Origin of the sequence: Actinosynnema sp. NPDC091369 (assembly GCF_044757065.1) — a bacterium.
Classification (GTDB): Bacteria; Actinomycetota; Actinomycetes; order Mycobacteriales; family Pseudonocardiaceae; genus Actinosynnema.
The window spans coordinates 55,589-69,596 of record NZ_JBIVUG010000013.1 but is presented as its reverse complement, the minus strand read 5'-3'; the positions used below and the strand labels follow the sequence as shown (position 1 = coordinate 69,596).

Here is a 14,008-nt window from a genome sequence, read left to right as displayed (position 1 = left end):
GTCCCGACCGGATTATTTCCGCTCCGCCCCGATGCCGGAAAAATTGCGAGGACGGCAATGACCACATCAGCGATCGAATTAGCCGAACCGACGATGCTCGGCTGGTTGACCGATTACGGCCTCGACGCCGAGTACGTGCGGTCGAGTGGTAACACGCTGTTCGCGAGGCTGGCGGACGGCTCGGAGAGGCCGGTCCTCGACCTCGCGGGAGGGTACGGGTCGGTGCTGCTGGGGCACAACAACCCGGACCTGGTGGCGCTCGCCCGGGAACTGTTCGAGCAGCAGACGCCCATTCACGCGCAGTTCTCCCGCCACCCGTACGCGAACGAGTTGGTGAACCGGCTCAACACCGTGCTGCACCGCGAGTTCGGGGTGGCCGAGCCGTATTACGGGGTCTTCGCGAATTCCGGCGCGGAGGCGATCGAGGCGGCCGTCAAGCACGCCGAGCTCGACCGCGTGCTCAAGGTGCAGGCCGCGGTCGAGGCGGTGGAGGAGTCGCTGAACCGGGCGCGGGAGGCCGTCGCCGGCGGGGCGACCGTCGCGGAGGACGCCTACCGGGCGCTGGGCGTGCCGGTGGGCGACTTCGAGGCGCTGGCGGCCGAGCTGAGCCGCGTGACCGCGGAGAAGGCGGCGCGGCAACCGGTCTTCCTGGCCTTGGAGAGCGGCTTCCACGGCAAGCTCGTCGGCAGCATCCAGCTCACCCACAACCCCGTCTACCGCACGCCCTTCACCGCGCTGGCGCGGCCGTCGCGGTTCGTGGCGTTCAACCAGCCGGGCGCGGTGCGCAAGATCCTCGACGAGGAACGCGTGCAGCTGACCGAACTGGTGGTCGAGGGCGGCGTGGTGCGGCCGGCCGAGCGCGAGCTGCCGGTGGTGACCGCGTTCCTGCTGGAGCCGATCCAGGGCGAGGGCGGCATCCAGGAGGTCAGCGCGGAGTTCGCGCGGGAGATCGCGACCGCCTGCGAGGAGGCGGGCGTGCCGGTCGTCATCGACGAGATCCAGAGCGGCATGGGCCGGTCCGGCGCGTTCTTCGCCAGCTCGCAGATCGGGCTGCGTGGCGACTACTACGCGTTGTCGAAGAGCCTGGGCGGCGGCGTCGCGAAGGCCGCGGTGATGCTGGTGCGGGAGAAGTTCTACCGGGGTGACTTCGAGCTGGTGCACAGCTCGACCTTTGCCAAGGACAGCTTCTCGTGCACGATCGCGCTCAAGGCGCTGGACCTGCTGGAGGCCGACGGCGGCCGTGCCTACCGGCAGGCGTCGGAGCTGGGCGCCAAGCTCAAGGCCGTGCTGGAGTCGATCCGGTCCGACCACCCGGACCTGGTCAAGGACGTCCGCGGCCGGGGCCTGATGCTGGGCCTGGAGTTCCACGACCAGTCGGCCAACCCGATCCCGGCGGTCGCCGAGCAGGCCAAGGCGGGGATGCTCGGCTACGCCCTGGCCGGGTACCTGCTGCGGGAGCACGCCATCCGCATCTTCCCCACCGCCAGCGCGACCAACACGCTGCGCTTCGAGCCGTCGCTCTTCCTGACCGACGCGGAGATCGCGCAGGTGGACGTCGGTCTGCGCGCGGCGATCGCGGTCCTGCGCGACCCGTCGAAGCGGCTGGTGTGACGATGGCGATCGACTTCGAGGAGGCGCTGTCCCGGGTCCGCGAGTTCGTCCGCGACGAGCTGGTGACCACCCCGCCCGAGCTGGACGCGCTGGCCGAGATGCCGCTGCCGCTGTACCAGGGGTTCGCCAAGACGGGCCTGGCGAACTGGTGGCTGCACCCCGACCTGGGCGGGCACGGCATCCCGCTGGAGCAGAGCGTCGACCTGGTGTCCGAGTTGGCCTACGGCGACGCGGGCGTGGCGTTCACCCTGTTCATCTCGATCATGGCGACCAACATGGTGTGGCTGTACGGCTCGGACGAGCTCAAGCAGCGCTACCTCAAGCCGCTGGCCGAGAACGGCGGGTTCGGCGCGACGCTGGGCAGCGAGGAGGAGGCCGGCAGCGAGCTGGGCCGCACCTCCACCGAGGCCGTCCGCGACGGCGCGGAGCTCGTGCTCACCGGCGAGAAGTGGTTCTCCACGAACACCGCGTTCGCCGACTTCCTGGTGGTGATCGCGAAGTCGGCCGACCACCCGTCCGGGCACGTCGCGGTCGTCGTGCCGAAGGACACCCCCGGCGTGCGGGTCGTGAAGAGGTGGGACGTGCTGGGCCTGCGCGCCTCCGGGACCTACCAGGTGTCGCTCGACGGCGCCAGGGTGCCGGTGTCGCACGCCCTCAACGGGCCGGGCCTGCGCATCCTGGAGGTGGGGCTCAACGCCAGCCGCGTCCTCATCGCCACCACCGCCATCGGCATCTCCAGGCGCATCCGCGACCTGTCCATCGAGTACGCCAAGACCAAGTCGCTGCGCGGGTCGACCCTGCTCAACAACGCGGTCTTCGCGGCGAAGATCGGGCAGATGGAGATGGCCATCGGCGTGATGCGCAACCAGTGCGCCGCCGCCGGGCGGGACTTCGACGCCATCATGGCGACCGGGCCGTCCGCGGGCGCCGAGTTCCTGCGCCAGGGCACGCTCAAGTCGGCGCTGGCGTCGAAGATGTTCACCGGCCAGGCCGGCTGGCAGATCGCCACGGTGGGCTCGGAGCTGTTCGGCGCCCTCGGCTACACCGGTGACGCGTTGATCGGCAAGCTGGTGCGCGACATGCGGTACGTGTCGATCGTGGAAGGCGGCGACGACGTGCTGCGGGACCTGATGTTCAACCGGTACGCGCTGCCGGAGGGCAAGCGCTACTGAGCGACCCGGCGGGGAAGCGAGCGGTGCGCCGGCCGGCTCACGCGACCAGCGTCGCCGGGCCGAGGCGGAGCAGCCCGTCGTCCAGCGGGACGCACCGCTTGCCACCCCGGCCGCGCAGCGCCTTCATCGCGCCGGGTGCGATCACGGCGTCCATCCACCCGCACGGGTTGGCGGGCCGGTGCGTGCGGAACCGCACCGGCCCGTCACCCGTGTCCAGGGTGAACACGGCGTCGCGGGCGAGCCCGTCCACGTCGAAGCCGCGCAGCGCGATGTTGCGCCGCACGACCAGCGGGCTCGGCGTGACGTCCAGGCCGAGCCCGTCGGCGACCTGCTCCAACGCCTCGACGGCGAAGACCGTGACGGCGGCAGTGCGGTGCGCGGGGTGGTTGAAGTAGCGGTCGCCGACCAGCCCCAGGCCCGCCCGGACCACGACGTGGTCACGCGAGACCGGCCCGGGGTCGGGTCGTGGTCCGTCGGCGGGCCGTCCCTCGTAGGCGTGCACCGGTGAGACGTGCAGCGCCACGACCTCGACGGCGGTGGTCACCGCTCGCCGAGCTGCCACTCGGGTCGGACGTAGTGGCAGGTGTAGCCGTTCGGGTAGCGCTCCAGGTAGTCCTGGTGCTCCGGCTCCGCCTCCCAGAAGTCACCCAGTTGGGCGACCTCGGTGACGACCTTGCCCGGCCACTTGCCGGACGCGTCGACGTCGGCGATCGTCGCCTCCGCGACCCGCTTCTGCTCGTCGTCGGTGTAGAAGATCGCCGAGCGGTAGCTGGTGCCGATGTCGTTGCCCTGGCGGTTGGGCGTCGTCGGGTCGTGGACCTGGAAGAAGAACTCCAGGATCTGCCGGTAGCTCAGCTGGGCGGGGTCGAAGACGATCTCGATCGCCTCGGCGTGGCTGCCGTGGTTGTAGTAGGTCGCGTGGGGGACGTCGCCGCCGCTGTAGCCGACGCGGGTCGAGACGACGCCGGGGTGACGGCGGAACAGGTCCTGCATGCCCCAGAAGCAGCCGCCCGCGAGGACGGCCTTCTCGGTCACGGTAGCCATGTGGTCGCTCCGCTCCTCGGTCCGATGGATGTGCACCTGGGTGAACGCTCTCACGTCCCGATGTCATCCCGGTACCGCTGTGAGCCACGGCTCGGGCCCGGTGCGCAGGCTCGTCGACCTGCGCACCGGGCCCGTGGGGTGATCCGCGCGACTACCTGGCCGCGCAGGTCGGCGTCATCCCGGAGCCGCTGCCGGTGGCCTGGTAGCCGAACTCGGTCGACTGGCCGGCGGCGAGGTTGCCGTTGAAGCTGACGTTGGTGAAGTCGACCGCGCCGGTGTTGCCGCTGCGGTTGACGTTCCACGCGTTGGTGATGGTGGCGCCCGACGGCAGGGTCATGGCCACGGTCCAGCCGGTGACCGGCGAGGAGCCCGCGGTGACCTTCACCGTGGCTACGAAGCCGCCCGTCCACTGGTTCAGCGACACCGTCGCCGTGCAGCCACCGGGCTGCTGCGACGTCGTGGTGGTCGTGGTCGTCGTGCTGGTGGTGGTGGTCGTGGTCGTGTCACCGGTGGTGGTGGTCGTGGTGGTGGTGGTGGGGCTGTCGGTGAGTGTGGGTGTGGTCCAGTCGCGCCATTGGGTGAGGTTGCCGGTGGCTTTGGTGTGCATGGTGATGGTGCCGGTGTGGTTGCCGGTTCTGGTGAGGTATTTCTGCACGGTTTGGGTGATGTGGGTGCGCCATTCGGTTCGGTTGGCGCAGTGGTTGCCGTCGGTGACGTTGGAGTGGTAGGTGATGTTCGCGCCGGCGCCCAGCGCCTTGTACACCTCGGCGCCGCCCAGTGCCGCCACGCTCGCCGACCGGGGGCCGAGGTTGGCGATGTGGGGGTTGTCCATGATGAGCAGGCCGCGTGGGGCGACCATGGCGACCAGGGAGTGGGTGTCGATCGGGGTGGCGTTGGGGTTGGCGGTGTAGGGGCTGAAGGCGTCGCCGAACCAGGGCTGTTCGCCGTAGGCGCTGGCCAGGGTCTGGCCGCCTTCGGCGTTGACGCCGCGGTAGATCGGCACGCCGGCGGTGCCGGACTCGATCGGCATGGTCAGGGCGACGCGTTGGTCGAACACGCCGGCGGCGAACGCGCCCTTGCCGAACCGGGAGCAGCCGGTCACGCCGATGTCGGCACGCAGGACATTGCCGCCGGAGGCTTCGATGACGTCGATGATCCGTGACACGCCCCACGCCCACGCCATCAGCAGCCCGGTCGGGCTGGTGTTGCCGTACAGGGTATAGAACGCGCCCTGCTTGTTGGTGCGCGGCGTGCCCTCACGTCCCACCGAGTACGGGTCGAAGCTGATGATCGCCGCGCCCGCGGCGCGGATGGTGGCCGTGTCACCGCCGAACCCGCCGTAGACGATCACCGCCGGGAACGGGCCCGAACCCGACGGCAGCTGCACGCTCGCCGAGAAACTCGCGCTACGGCCGTTGTGCGACACGTTCACCGTGACGCTACTGGCCGTCACCGTGCCCGTCACCGACGCCGGTTTCGCCGGCTTGTCGCCGAACACGTGCCGCTCCGCCAACTCGCGGATCTCCGCCCGACGACAACGCCACTCCGACCGCGACCCGACCCGCTGACCGTTGAGCTTCGTGAACGGGTCCGGCAGACGCGAGTTCGACGGGAACGACCCAGGGAGACTCACCGGGCAATCCGCCCCGTCGTCCTCCACACCCGCCAACGCCACCACACCACCCGCCGCGGCGTCGGCGGCCGTGGATCGCGCCACCGCGGTCAACGTCCCGGCCAGCGCCAACGCCGCGACCGCCAACACGAGCACCGCCGAACGAACTTTCAAGCGGCCTGAACTGATGATCACCAGGGCTCTCCTTTGAGACAGGGTGGTGGAGACGGCGACACCGCACGACGACCGGTACCGGGTCGCCTAAAGTTTCGATTAGGATCTCGAAACGTGTCAATGAATCCGCGGGGTCCGGTTCAGGTCGCGGTCTCACTTGGCGATCGGACCAACGCCGGCGGGACGGGTCCGCCGCCGCGCTCAGCTCCGGCCGGTGAGCAGGTAGCGGAGGTAGCGGCGGTAGGTGATCGGGCGGAACGCGTCGGCCCGCGTGACGCCCTCCGCCTCGGCCCGCTCGGCCCGCTCCCGGCGCACCTCGGCTTCGGTGACCGCGCGTTCGTGGTCGACGCGGGTGCGGGCGGTGCGGGTGTTCGCGCTCTTCATCTCGTCCGCGAGAGCGACCTGTTCGGCCCGGAGTGTCGCCCGCAGGTCCCGGATCGCCGCCTCGGCGTCGGCCAGCACCCGCTGGTGCTCGGCGTCGAGCCTGGCCCGCTCCGCGGCGAACCAGGACTGGAGCGCCTGCTGCTCCACCGGCGTCAGCGTGGTCGGCCGATCGGCCTCGATCTCGGCGGTCAGGCGTTCCCGCCACTGGTCGATGAGCACCGCCGACACCTCGCCGACGCCCGCCGCGCTCACCCCGCGCCCGTCCACGAGCACGAAGATCGCCACGCGGTCGAGGCCGTCCGGCTCGTAGCGGACGCCGACGAAGTCGGCCGCGGTGCGGATGCCGACGGCCTGGAGGTTGGCGACCTGCCGAGGTCCCACGCCTTCGATGTCGGCAATCGCGAGGCGGAACTTCCCCAGCTGCCCGCGCAGGTGCGCCTTCTGCCGCCGGACGAGCAGCCGCTGCTCCTCCAGCCGCGTGCGGGTCGCCGCCGCCTGCCGGTCCCGCTCGATCCGGTCCAGCTCCAGCTTCACGGTCCGCTGGTGCGCGCGCAGGCGCTCGTCGTGCCGGTGCTGGAGGTCGCGCCGCCGGCGCTCCTGCTCCGCCTTGGCCACCTCGGTCGCGGCGGCGATCGACCGGGCCTCGCGGTCGACCCGCGCGGCCTCGTCGGCGGCGGCCTGGCGGGCGTCGCCGAGCCGTTTGCGCTCGTCCCGCGCGGCACGGGCCTGCTCGCGTTCGGGTTGGCGGCGGTAGCCCGCGGCCGTGGCCGCCACCCACGCCAGCACCGCCGACACGTCCGCGACCGCGATGACCTCGTCCACGAGGACCGCCGCCGGCACGCCGAGCGGCAGCAGCACGGCCAGCGCCCACGTGAGCGCGGTCAGCACCGGACCGCGCCGGCCGAACCGCACCAGCGGCGGTGCCGCGGGCCGGTGCGGCTCCACGCGGTCGACCATCCACGACGGCAGACCGGGAGCCCGCGCCCCGGCGCCGGAATGCTCCACGCCGTCGGATGGCTCCACGCCGGTGAGCGGTTCAAGCGGCGGGGGAGCGGCGCGGTGGTGGAGCAGGACGTCCTGGAAGCGCTCGGCGAGACCGCGCAGCCGCGCGTCCGGGTGGCCGGTCAGCGTGGCCAACCGGAACGAGCCCGCCGGGTCGGCGAAGTCGGGTTCGGCGAGCACCAGGTGCTCGGCGTCCTCGTCGCGCAACTGCCGCCACAGCGCGGGGTCGGTCGCGAAGGCCACCAGCGACAGGTAGATCACCCAGGACGAGAACCGGTCGACCTCCGGGCCGAAGTCGGCCGCGGTGCGGTCGGGCGACTGGTAGTTGCGGTGCCCGGTCTCGGCGGCGGGCAGCCCGGCCAGCGCGGGCACGTACATGCCGTCGTAGTCCACCAGCTTCAGCGAGCCGTCGGCGGTGACCAGGAGGTTGCCGTGCTGGAGGTCGCCGTGCCCGACGCCCGCCGCGGCGAGCCGGTCGACCAGGTGCGCGAACCGCTCGGCCATGCCCGCAACGGCGCGCGAATCGTCCACGTGCCGGTCGAGCCAGCGCAGGAGGTTGACCGCCTCCACCCACTCCATCCGCAGCACCGGGTGCCGGACGCCGTCCACGAGGATGCCCTGGTCGAGGTAGTCGAAGCCGACGGTCCAGTCGTCGTCCAGCCCGGCCAGGTGCGCGCCGACGGCGCGGTAGCGGGTGGCCTGCTCGGGCGCCTCGCGGGTGAAGCACTTGATCGCGTAGCGGGTGCCGTCGGCGACGGTCAACGAGAAGACGCTGGCGAAGTTGCCCGAGATGGCGCGCGGACGCCCCAACGCGTCGACCCGCACCTCCGCCCCGGCGAGGTCGGTGTCCCGGAAGCACAGCGCGGTGTCCTGCAACGCCTCGACGTAGGTCGCGCCGGAGGGTAACGGGCGGGCGGGGTCGTCACCCGAGGTCGACGTGGACGACGGTGACGTCGTCATTGCGCATCAACCCCTCCGATCGCGCGGTCGCCAACCACGCGGTGAACCCGTCGACATCACCGGATCGCGTGAATTCAGCCAGCACCTGCCACGGTCGGTCACCCCGTTCCGCCGCCCGCAGGAACCACGCGGCGAGCGCGTCCGTGCAGAGGAAGAACCGGTCGCCGGGCACCGCCGCGCCCGACGCCGTCCGCACGTGCCGCGCCAGCAGTTCCCGGTCGCGGTTGAACGCGTTGACCAGCCCCGGCGCGTTGTCGAACGCCTCCGCCGACTCGATCGGGAACGCCTGGAGCAGCCGGTCGTCCCGGGTGTGGAACAGGCAGCTGTCACCCAGCGCGGCGACGTCCCACCGGGTCCGCCCGGACTCGCCGGTGTCGAACCGCGCCGCCAGCACCGTGGCGTGCGGACCCCGGTCCAGCTTGGGCTGCTCGTACCACGCGATCGGACGCCCGTCCGCTTCGCGCTCGGCCACGTAGCCGTCCAGCCACTCGCGCCACGCCTCCCCGGCGCGCACCAGAGCCGACGCGAAGGCGTCCACGTCACGCAGGACCGAGTCGTCCCGCGCGGCGTCGGCGACGGTCCTCGCCAGCAGCTCGGCCCACTCGCCCGCGAGCAGGCTCTCCGACGCGCCGTCGGCCACGGCCGCCAGCACGGGCCCGTCGGGCACGACGTGGGCGGCGTCCTCGCACTCGCGCGCGGTGTTGCCCTGCTTGGGCACCCGGAGGGTGAAGATGGCCATGCCGCTGCTCAGCGCAGGTCCGTCGCACGGGTCCCGATGTCCAGGAACTGCACGACCGAGGTGATGTCGGCGTTGTAGACGAACCCGCGCGCCAGGTCCTCGGCCGGCACGCCCTGCTGGAGCGCGTAGAAGCGCATGTGCGGCGGCAGCAGGCTGGACATGCTGAACAGGGTTCGCGCGTAGGTGTCCGGGAGCGCCACGTCCGTGTCGGGGAACGTCACCGGCACCGCGGTGGCGGCGGACACGTGCAGGTTGAACAGCAGGGCCGCGCCGTCGGCGGTCACGTGCGTCTGCACGGCCCAGGCCGCGCCGGCCGGGTCGCCGTCGGTGGACTCGCCGTCGGTCAGGTTGAGCACGATCGGCGGGAAGCTGTCGGGGTGCCGCGCCACCCAGTCCGACACCAGCGACTCGGCCGAGGCCAGCGCCCGGCACATCGGCGTGGCCCCGTGCGCGACCGGGTCGACCCACACCGGGAACCGGGTCGTGGTCTCCACCAGCCCGCCCGCGCCGTCCGGGACCTTCTTCGTCCGCTTCTCCACCCGCGCGGGCTGCTCCGCGACCTGGCTGAGCGGCACGAGGTCGCGTCCGGCGAGCGGCCCGGTGAACGCCGACCCGACGGCGTGCCCGTAGCCGATGACCGCGACGTGGAAGTAGTCGCGGACGCCCTCCTCCTTCGCGCACTTCACGCTGAGCTCGGCGAGCAGCCGGTTCAGCGCGTCGGCGACCACGTCCGCCTTGCGCTGACGCCCGCCGCCGATCGGGTCGTTCATCGACGCCGACTGGTCGACCAGGAACACGAAGCAGGACGGGTTGGCACGGCTGATCTCGGCTGCGTAGGTCACGAAGGGTGTCCGCCTCTCCTGCGGAACGGCGTGTGGATCACCCGAAAGGCTAGCGTGGACAGCGGCGGCCTCACGGACCGTCCGGTCATTACGGCGGGATCCCCCCGGCGGAACGGCTCGACGCCGACGACGTGCCGCCCACGACGTGCGCGCCGTCGAGGTCACCCGCATGGGTGTCACCTGCGGCGAGCCGTCCGGGTCGAGCGAGGCCGGGTGCCGGGTGCCGGCGGTTCGGGGCCGGACCTCCGCGTCCGACTCCACCACCGACCTCCCGCCTCAGGCCGCGAAGTGCGCCTTCACGCTCGCGATCTCCTGGGCGAAGAGGGCTTCGAGGTCGTCCAGGAAGCCGTCCGGCGCGCCCGGCACCAGGCGGAACTCCCGGTGCCAGTCGACGAAGCTGCGGCCGGGCTCGTCGGTCACCGGCCGCACCCGGTAGGTCGCCAGGTAGTCGACGATGAACAGCACCTGCTCGACCGAGCGGTAGGTGAGCGAGCGGTCGGTCTCCGAGCGGCCGACGACCTCCTCGCGGGCCACGTCGTGGTTCGGCAGGAGGGTGAACTCGAACCGCGACGGGACCTTCTTCGCCGAACCGCCGTGCGTCCAGTGCGCGTTCTCGACGCCCGCGCCGAACACCACGTCGAGCAGCACCATCATGTCCCGGACCTGCGCCCACACCTCGTCGGGGTCGGCGTCGACGACGGCGGAGTGGTAGACGGAGTACTTCGGCGACAGCGCCATGGTCGGGCCCCTCCCGCTGCGTTCGGGCCGCACGTGGTCGCGCGCCCCACTGCACCAGGTCGCCCCGTGCCGGGGTCGTGTTACCGGCGTCGTGCTCAGTTCACGCAGTCGACTGGCCGGTCCGGGCCCGGGTCGGCCACCGCCGGGCAGTGGACCCGGGTGCGGGCGGGGCTCATCGTCCAGGTGGTCGTCGCGGGCCAGTACCCCATGCCGCCGCCGTCCTCGGTCGCGAAGAGCACGTCGTCGTCGACGGGGACCATGCGGAACCCACCGCCCTCGGTGACGCCGACCTCGACGCGGTAGGCGAACGGGCCGGTCGTGCCCGTCAGGTCGACCAGCACGTCGAACGCGGCGTCGGCGTCGGGCCCGACCTGGCGCCGCTCGCCGAAGGTCACCGGCCGGGGGTCGTCGTGGACCCGGAAGTCGACGTCGGCCGGGTTCGGGAACGCGGGTACGGCACCGGCGTGGGGCAGGCACCGGAGCCGGACGACGGGGGCGCCGGCGTCGGCGGGGTAGGGCGTCGGATCGGGGACGACCCGCACGTACGTGCTCTCGATCGCCGTCACGCGGTCGGTCGAGAGCGTGATGGTGTGCGCGGCCACGCCGACCGGGAGCGCGCCTTCCCGCAACGCCCAGGCGTGCAGGGCGCGGCAGTCCGCGACGTCCTCGGGCGGGGTCCGCCGGGCGAGGACCTCCGACGCCATCAGCAGCCACCCCCGGTCGGTGTCGCGGTCGCCGACCTCGACGCGGACCCGGACGACCGGCTCCGCCGGGACCTCGGGCACGGACCGCCGCCACACCAGCAGACCCGCGACGAGACCGGCTGCGCAGCACGCGGCGACCACAGCGGCCGTTCGCCCGTTCACCGGATCACCTCCTCCGGCGCTGGTCACGGCCGGGAGTACTCCGACATCATGTCGCCGACCCGTTCGGCCCGCCCGGTCACCGCTCGCCGCATATCGCCGGCATATCGAAAACCGCATACGTGCCGGCAACACCGCCTGGTTTTGGCTTGCGGCATGACCGACCGCGAACCGGCAGGACTGTCGGCCCGCCGCACCCGATCGCCGGCACCCTGGTCCACCCCGATCGGCCCGACAACGGGCATCACGGTGTACGGCTGCGAACCGGACGAAGCCGCCCTGTTCCGGGAGATGGCACCTCGCTTCGGCGTCGTGCCGGCCACCACCGAGGAGGCGGTGTCCGAGGCCACCGCCGGGCTCGCCGCGGGGAACCGGTGCGTCAGCGTCGGCCACAAGACCCGGATCGCCGATTCCACCCTCCTCGCGCTCAGCCGGGTCGGCGTGGAGTACATCTCCACGCGCAGCGTCGGCTGCGACCACCTCGACGTGGCGTACGCCAAGAGCGTCGGCATCTCCGTCGGCACCGTCGACTACTCGCCCGACAGCGTGGCCGACTACACCCTGATGTTGGTGCTGATGGCGTTGCGAAACGCCAAATCCGTCCTCAGGCGTGCGGACGTCCACGACTACCGGTCGCCCGACGTGCGCGGCCGGGAGCTGCGGGACCTGACCGTCGGCGTGGTCGGCACGGGTCGGATCGGCGCCGCGGTGATCGACCGGCTGCGGGGTTTCGGCTGCCGGAAGCTCGCCCACGACCTGCGTCCCAGGACCTCCGCCGACTACGTCCCCCTCGACGAACTGCTCCAGCAGAGCGACATCGTCACGCTGCACACGCCGCTCACCGCGGACACCCACCACCTGTTGAACCGCCGGCGCATCGAGCAGCTGAAGCACGGTGCGTTCGTCGTCAACACCGGACGAGGTGCGCTGGTCGACACCGGTGCCCTCGTCGAGGCCCTGGAGAGCGGCCGGCTGGGCGGTGCGGCGCTGGACGTCCTCGAAGGGGAGGAGGGGACGTTCTACGCCGACTGCGGGAACCGGGTCGGCCCCGACCTGCTGTCGCGGTTGCAGCGGCTCCCGAACGTGATCATCAGCCCGCACATCGCCTACTACACGGACCACGCCCTGCACGACGTCGTCGAGAACTCCATCGTCAACTGCCGCGAATTCGACCGCAGAAAGCAGCACTGGGTATGAAGATCGGTATTCTGTTCGGCGGGCGCTCCGAAGAGCACTCCGTCTCCGTCAAGTCCGCGCAAGAGGTGGCGAAGCACCTCGACCCGGACAAGTACGAACCGTTCTACATCGGCATCACGAAGAGCGGCGCCTGGCGACTCTGCGACGGTCCCGGCGCGGGGTGGGAGAACGGCCCACTCCGGCCGGTCGCGCTGTCGCCGGATCCCGGCGTGGGCGGGCTGCTCGTGCTGGAGCAGGGCCGGTACGGGACGATCGGCCTGGACGTCGTGCTGCCCGTCCTGCACGGCAAGCTCGGCGAGGACGGCGCGGTGCAGGGCCTGCTGGAGCTCTCCGGCATCCCCTACGCGGGCTGCGACGTCCAGAGCTCCGCGCTGTGCATGGACAAGTCCCTGGCGTACGTCGTCGCGCGCAGCGCGGGGATCGCCACGCCGAACTTCCGGATCGTCACCGCGGACGAGCAGGTCGACCCCGACGGGCTGACCTACCCCGTCTTCGTGAAGCCGGCCCGTTCGGGCTCGTCCTTCGGCGTCGGCAAGGTGACCCGGGCCGAGGAGCTGGCGGGCGCGGTCGAGGTGGCCCGGCAGTACGACTCGAAGGTGTTGATCGAAGAGGCCGTGGTCGGCAGCGAGGTCGGCTGCGCCGTCCTGGGCGACGAGCTCGACCTGGTCACCGGCGAGGTGGACCGGATCGCGCTGTCGCACGGCTTCTTCCGCATCCACCAGGAGGACGCGCCGGAAACCGGCTCCGAGAACTCCACGCCGATCGTCCCCGCCGACATCCCGGCCGAGTCGCGCTCGCTGGTGCAGCAGACCGCGAAGGCCGTCTACCGCGCCCTCGGCTGCCGGGGCCTCGCGCGGGTGGACCTGTTCCTGCTGGCCGACGGGACGGTGGTGCTCAACGAGGTCAACACGTTGCCCGGCCTGACCTCGTACAGCCGGTACCCGAGGATGATGGCGGCCGCGGGGTTGTCGCTCGGCGACGTGATCGACCGGGTCGTGACGCTGGCCGTGACCGGGAAGGTCCGATGAACGGCGACTTCGTCTTCCTGGACGAGCTCGTGCCCGGCATCCGCTGGGACGCCAAGTACGCGACCTGGGACAACTTCACCGGCCGACCCGTGGACGGCTACGCGGCCAACAGGGTGCTCGGCACGAGGGCGCTGTGCGAGGCTTTGGCCGACGTGCGGGAGAAGGCCGCGGCCAGGGGCTTCGGCCTGCTAGTCTGGGACGGTTACCGACCCCGGCGCGCCGTGGACCGCTTCCTGCGGTGGTCACGTGAGCCGGAGGACGGCCGGACCAAACGGCGGCACTACCCGAACATCGACCGCGCCGAGATGGTCGAGAAGGGGTACGTGGCCGCCCGGTCGGGCCACAGCCGGGGCAGCACGGTCGACCTGACCCTCTACCACCTCGATACCGGGGAACTCGCCGCCATGGGCGGTGACCACGACCTGATGGACCCGATCTCCCACCACGGCGCACCGGGCCTCACACGAGCCGAAGCGAGGAACCGCGGACACCTCCGCTCGGTCATGGAGGCTTGCGGTTTCCGCTCCTACGAGTACGAGTGGTGGCACTACACGCTGGAGGACGAACCGTACCCGGACACGTACTTCGACTTCCCGATCACGTCGAGCGCACCGCGGCACGACCCCTGAGCGGGCACCCGCG

Annotated in this window: 13 protein-coding genes; 5 read left to right on the top strand and 8 right to left on the bottom strand. The window is 71.6% G+C overall.

What is annotated here, in order from left to right; genetic code table 11:
- The first annotated feature begins 57 nt into the window (after nucleotides 1–57).
- Together ACIQMJ_RS33835 and ACIQMJ_RS33830 are read left to right on the top strand one after the other, a co-directional pair.
- Nucleotides 58–1,611, top strand: a complete 1,554-nt coding sequence (locus ACIQMJ_RS33835; RefSeq protein ID WP_499765060.1) for an aspartate aminotransferase family protein — start codon at nucleotides 58–60, stop codon at nucleotides 1,609–1,611.
- A gap of 2 nt (nucleotides 1,612–1,613) precedes the next feature.
- Nucleotides 1,614–2,783, top strand: coding sequence for an acyl-CoA dehydrogenase family protein (locus tag ACIQMJ_RS33830; RefSeq protein ID WP_499765059.1), 1,170 nt, complete (start codon nucleotides 1,614–1,616; stop codon nucleotides 2,781–2,783).
- Nucleotides 2,784–2,820: 37 nt separating this feature from the next.
- On the opposite strand, the gene ACIQMJ_RS33825 is transcribed toward ACIQMJ_RS33830, so the two are convergent.
- The 8 genes from ACIQMJ_RS33825 to ACIQMJ_RS33790 all read right to left on the bottom strand — a co-directional run bounded on the left by ACIQMJ_RS33825 (nucleotide 2,821) and on the right by ACIQMJ_RS33790 (nucleotide 11,144).
- Nucleotides 2,821–3,327, bottom strand: coding sequence for a molybdenum cofactor biosysynthesis protein (locus ACIQMJ_RS33825; RefSeq protein ID WP_499765058.1), 507 nt, complete (start codon nucleotides 3,325–3,327; stop codon nucleotides 2,821–2,823).
- A complete protein-coding gene (gene msrA, locus ACIQMJ_RS33820; RefSeq protein WP_499765057.1) occupies nucleotides 3,324–3,827 on the bottom strand; it encodes a peptide-methionine (S)-S-oxide reductase MsrA in 504 nt (167 codons plus the stop codon). Before msrA ends, ACIQMJ_RS33825 begins: the two co-directional genes overlap by 4 nt.
- A 151-nt stretch (nucleotides 3,828–3,978) precedes the next feature.
- Nucleotides 3,979–5,634 (bottom strand): glucuronyl esterase domain-containing protein, encoded by a 1,656-nt coding sequence (locus tag ACIQMJ_RS33815; protein ID WP_499765056.1) that lies wholly within the window; start codon nucleotides 5,632–5,634, stop codon nucleotides 3,979–3,981.
- Nucleotides 5,635–5,814: 180 nt separating this feature from the next.
- Complete coding sequence (locus tag ACIQMJ_RS33810; RefSeq protein ID WP_499765055.1) at nucleotides 5,815–7,959, bottom strand: serine/threonine-protein kinase; 2,145 nt, start codon at nucleotides 7,957–7,959, stop codon at nucleotides 5,815–5,817.
- Nucleotides 7,922–8,698 carry a protein phosphatase 2C domain-containing protein gene (locus ACIQMJ_RS33805; RefSeq protein ID WP_499765054.1) on the bottom strand — a complete coding sequence of 259 codons (777 nt, stop codon included), beginning with the start codon at nucleotides 8,696–8,698 and terminating at the stop codon, nucleotides 7,922–7,924. Before ACIQMJ_RS33805 ends, ACIQMJ_RS33810 begins: the two co-directional genes overlap by 38 nt.
- Nucleotides 8,699–8,706: 8 nt before the next feature.
- A complete protein-coding gene (locus ACIQMJ_RS33800) occupies nucleotides 8,707–9,540 on the bottom strand; it encodes a vWA domain-containing protein (protein ID WP_499765053.1) in 834 nt (277 codons plus the stop codon).
- A gap of 276 nt (nucleotides 9,541–9,816) precedes the next feature.
- Nucleotides 9,817–10,278 (bottom strand): SRPBCC family protein, encoded by a 462-nt coding sequence (locus ACIQMJ_RS33795; RefSeq protein ID WP_499765052.1) that lies wholly within the window; start codon nucleotides 10,276–10,278, stop codon nucleotides 9,817–9,819.
- Between the two features lie 95 nt (nucleotides 10,279–10,373).
- On the bottom strand, nucleotides 10,374–11,144 hold the full coding sequence (locus tag ACIQMJ_RS33790; protein ID WP_499765051.1) for a hypothetical protein: 771 nt from the start codon (nucleotides 11,142–11,144) through the stop codon (nucleotides 10,374–10,376).
- Nucleotides 11,145–11,432: 288 nt separating this feature from the next.
- Between ACIQMJ_RS33790 and ACIQMJ_RS33785 the strand changes: the two genes are divergently transcribed.
- Genes ACIQMJ_RS33785 through vanX form a run of 3 tightly spaced genes read left to right on the top strand, consistent with a single transcriptional unit; the run spans nucleotide 11,433 to nucleotide 13,995 of the window.
- The gene (locus ACIQMJ_RS33785) at nucleotides 11,433–12,338 is read left to right on the top strand and encodes a D-isomer specific 2-hydroxyacid dehydrogenase family protein (RefSeq protein ID WP_499765164.1); all 906 of its coding nucleotides are present in this window, start codon (nucleotides 11,433–11,435) and stop codon (nucleotides 12,336–12,338) included.
- Complete coding sequence (gene vanA / locus ACIQMJ_RS33780; protein WP_499765050.1) at nucleotides 12,335–13,366, top strand: D-alanine--(R)-lactate ligase; 1,032 nt, start codon at nucleotides 12,335–12,337, stop codon at nucleotides 13,364–13,366. Before ACIQMJ_RS33785 ends, vanA begins: the two co-directional genes overlap by 4 nt.
- On the top strand, nucleotides 13,363–13,995 hold the full coding sequence (gene vanX, locus ACIQMJ_RS33775; RefSeq protein ID WP_499765049.1) for a D-Ala-D-Ala dipeptidase VanX: 633 nt from the start codon (nucleotides 13,363–13,365) through the stop codon (nucleotides 13,993–13,995). The genes vanA and vanX overlap by 4 nt, the downstream gene beginning before the upstream one ends.
- Nucleotides 13,996–14,008: the final 13 nt, after the last annotated feature.

Coding starts and splice junctions, on each gene's coding strand:
- ACIQMJ_RS33785 (WP_499765164.1), top strand. CDS start 11,433: ATGGCACCTCGCTTCGGCGTCGTGCCGGCCACCACCGAGGAGGCGGTG.
- ACIQMJ_RS33795 (WP_499765052.1), bottom strand. CDS start 10,278: ATGGCGCTGTCGCCGAAGTACTCCGTCTACCACTCCGCCGTCGTCGAC.
- ACIQMJ_RS33810 (WP_499765055.1), bottom strand. CDS start 7,959: ATGACGACGTCACCGTCGTCCACGTCGACCTCGGGTGACGACCCCGCC.
- msrA (WP_499765057.1), bottom strand. CDS start 3,827: ATGGCTACCGTGACCGAGAAGGCCGTCCTCGCGGGCGGCTGCTTCTGG.
- ACIQMJ_RS33830 (WP_499765059.1), top strand. CDS start 1,614: ATGGCGATCGACTTCGAGGAGGCGCTGTCCCGGGTCCGCGAGTTCGTC.
- vanA (WP_499765050.1), top strand. CDS start 12,335: ATGAAGATCGGTATTCTGTTCGGCGGGCGCTCCGAAGAGCACTCCGTC.
- ACIQMJ_RS33835 (WP_499765060.1), top strand. CDS start 58: ATGACCACATCAGCGATCGAATTAGCCGAACCGACGATGCTCGGCTGG.
- ACIQMJ_RS33805 (WP_499765054.1), bottom strand. CDS start 8,698: ATGGCCATCTTCACCCTCCGGGTGCCCAAGCAGGGCAACACCGCGCGC.
- vanX (WP_499765049.1), top strand. CDS start 13,363: ATGAACGGCGACTTCGTCTTCCTGGACGAGCTCGTGCCCGGCATCCGC.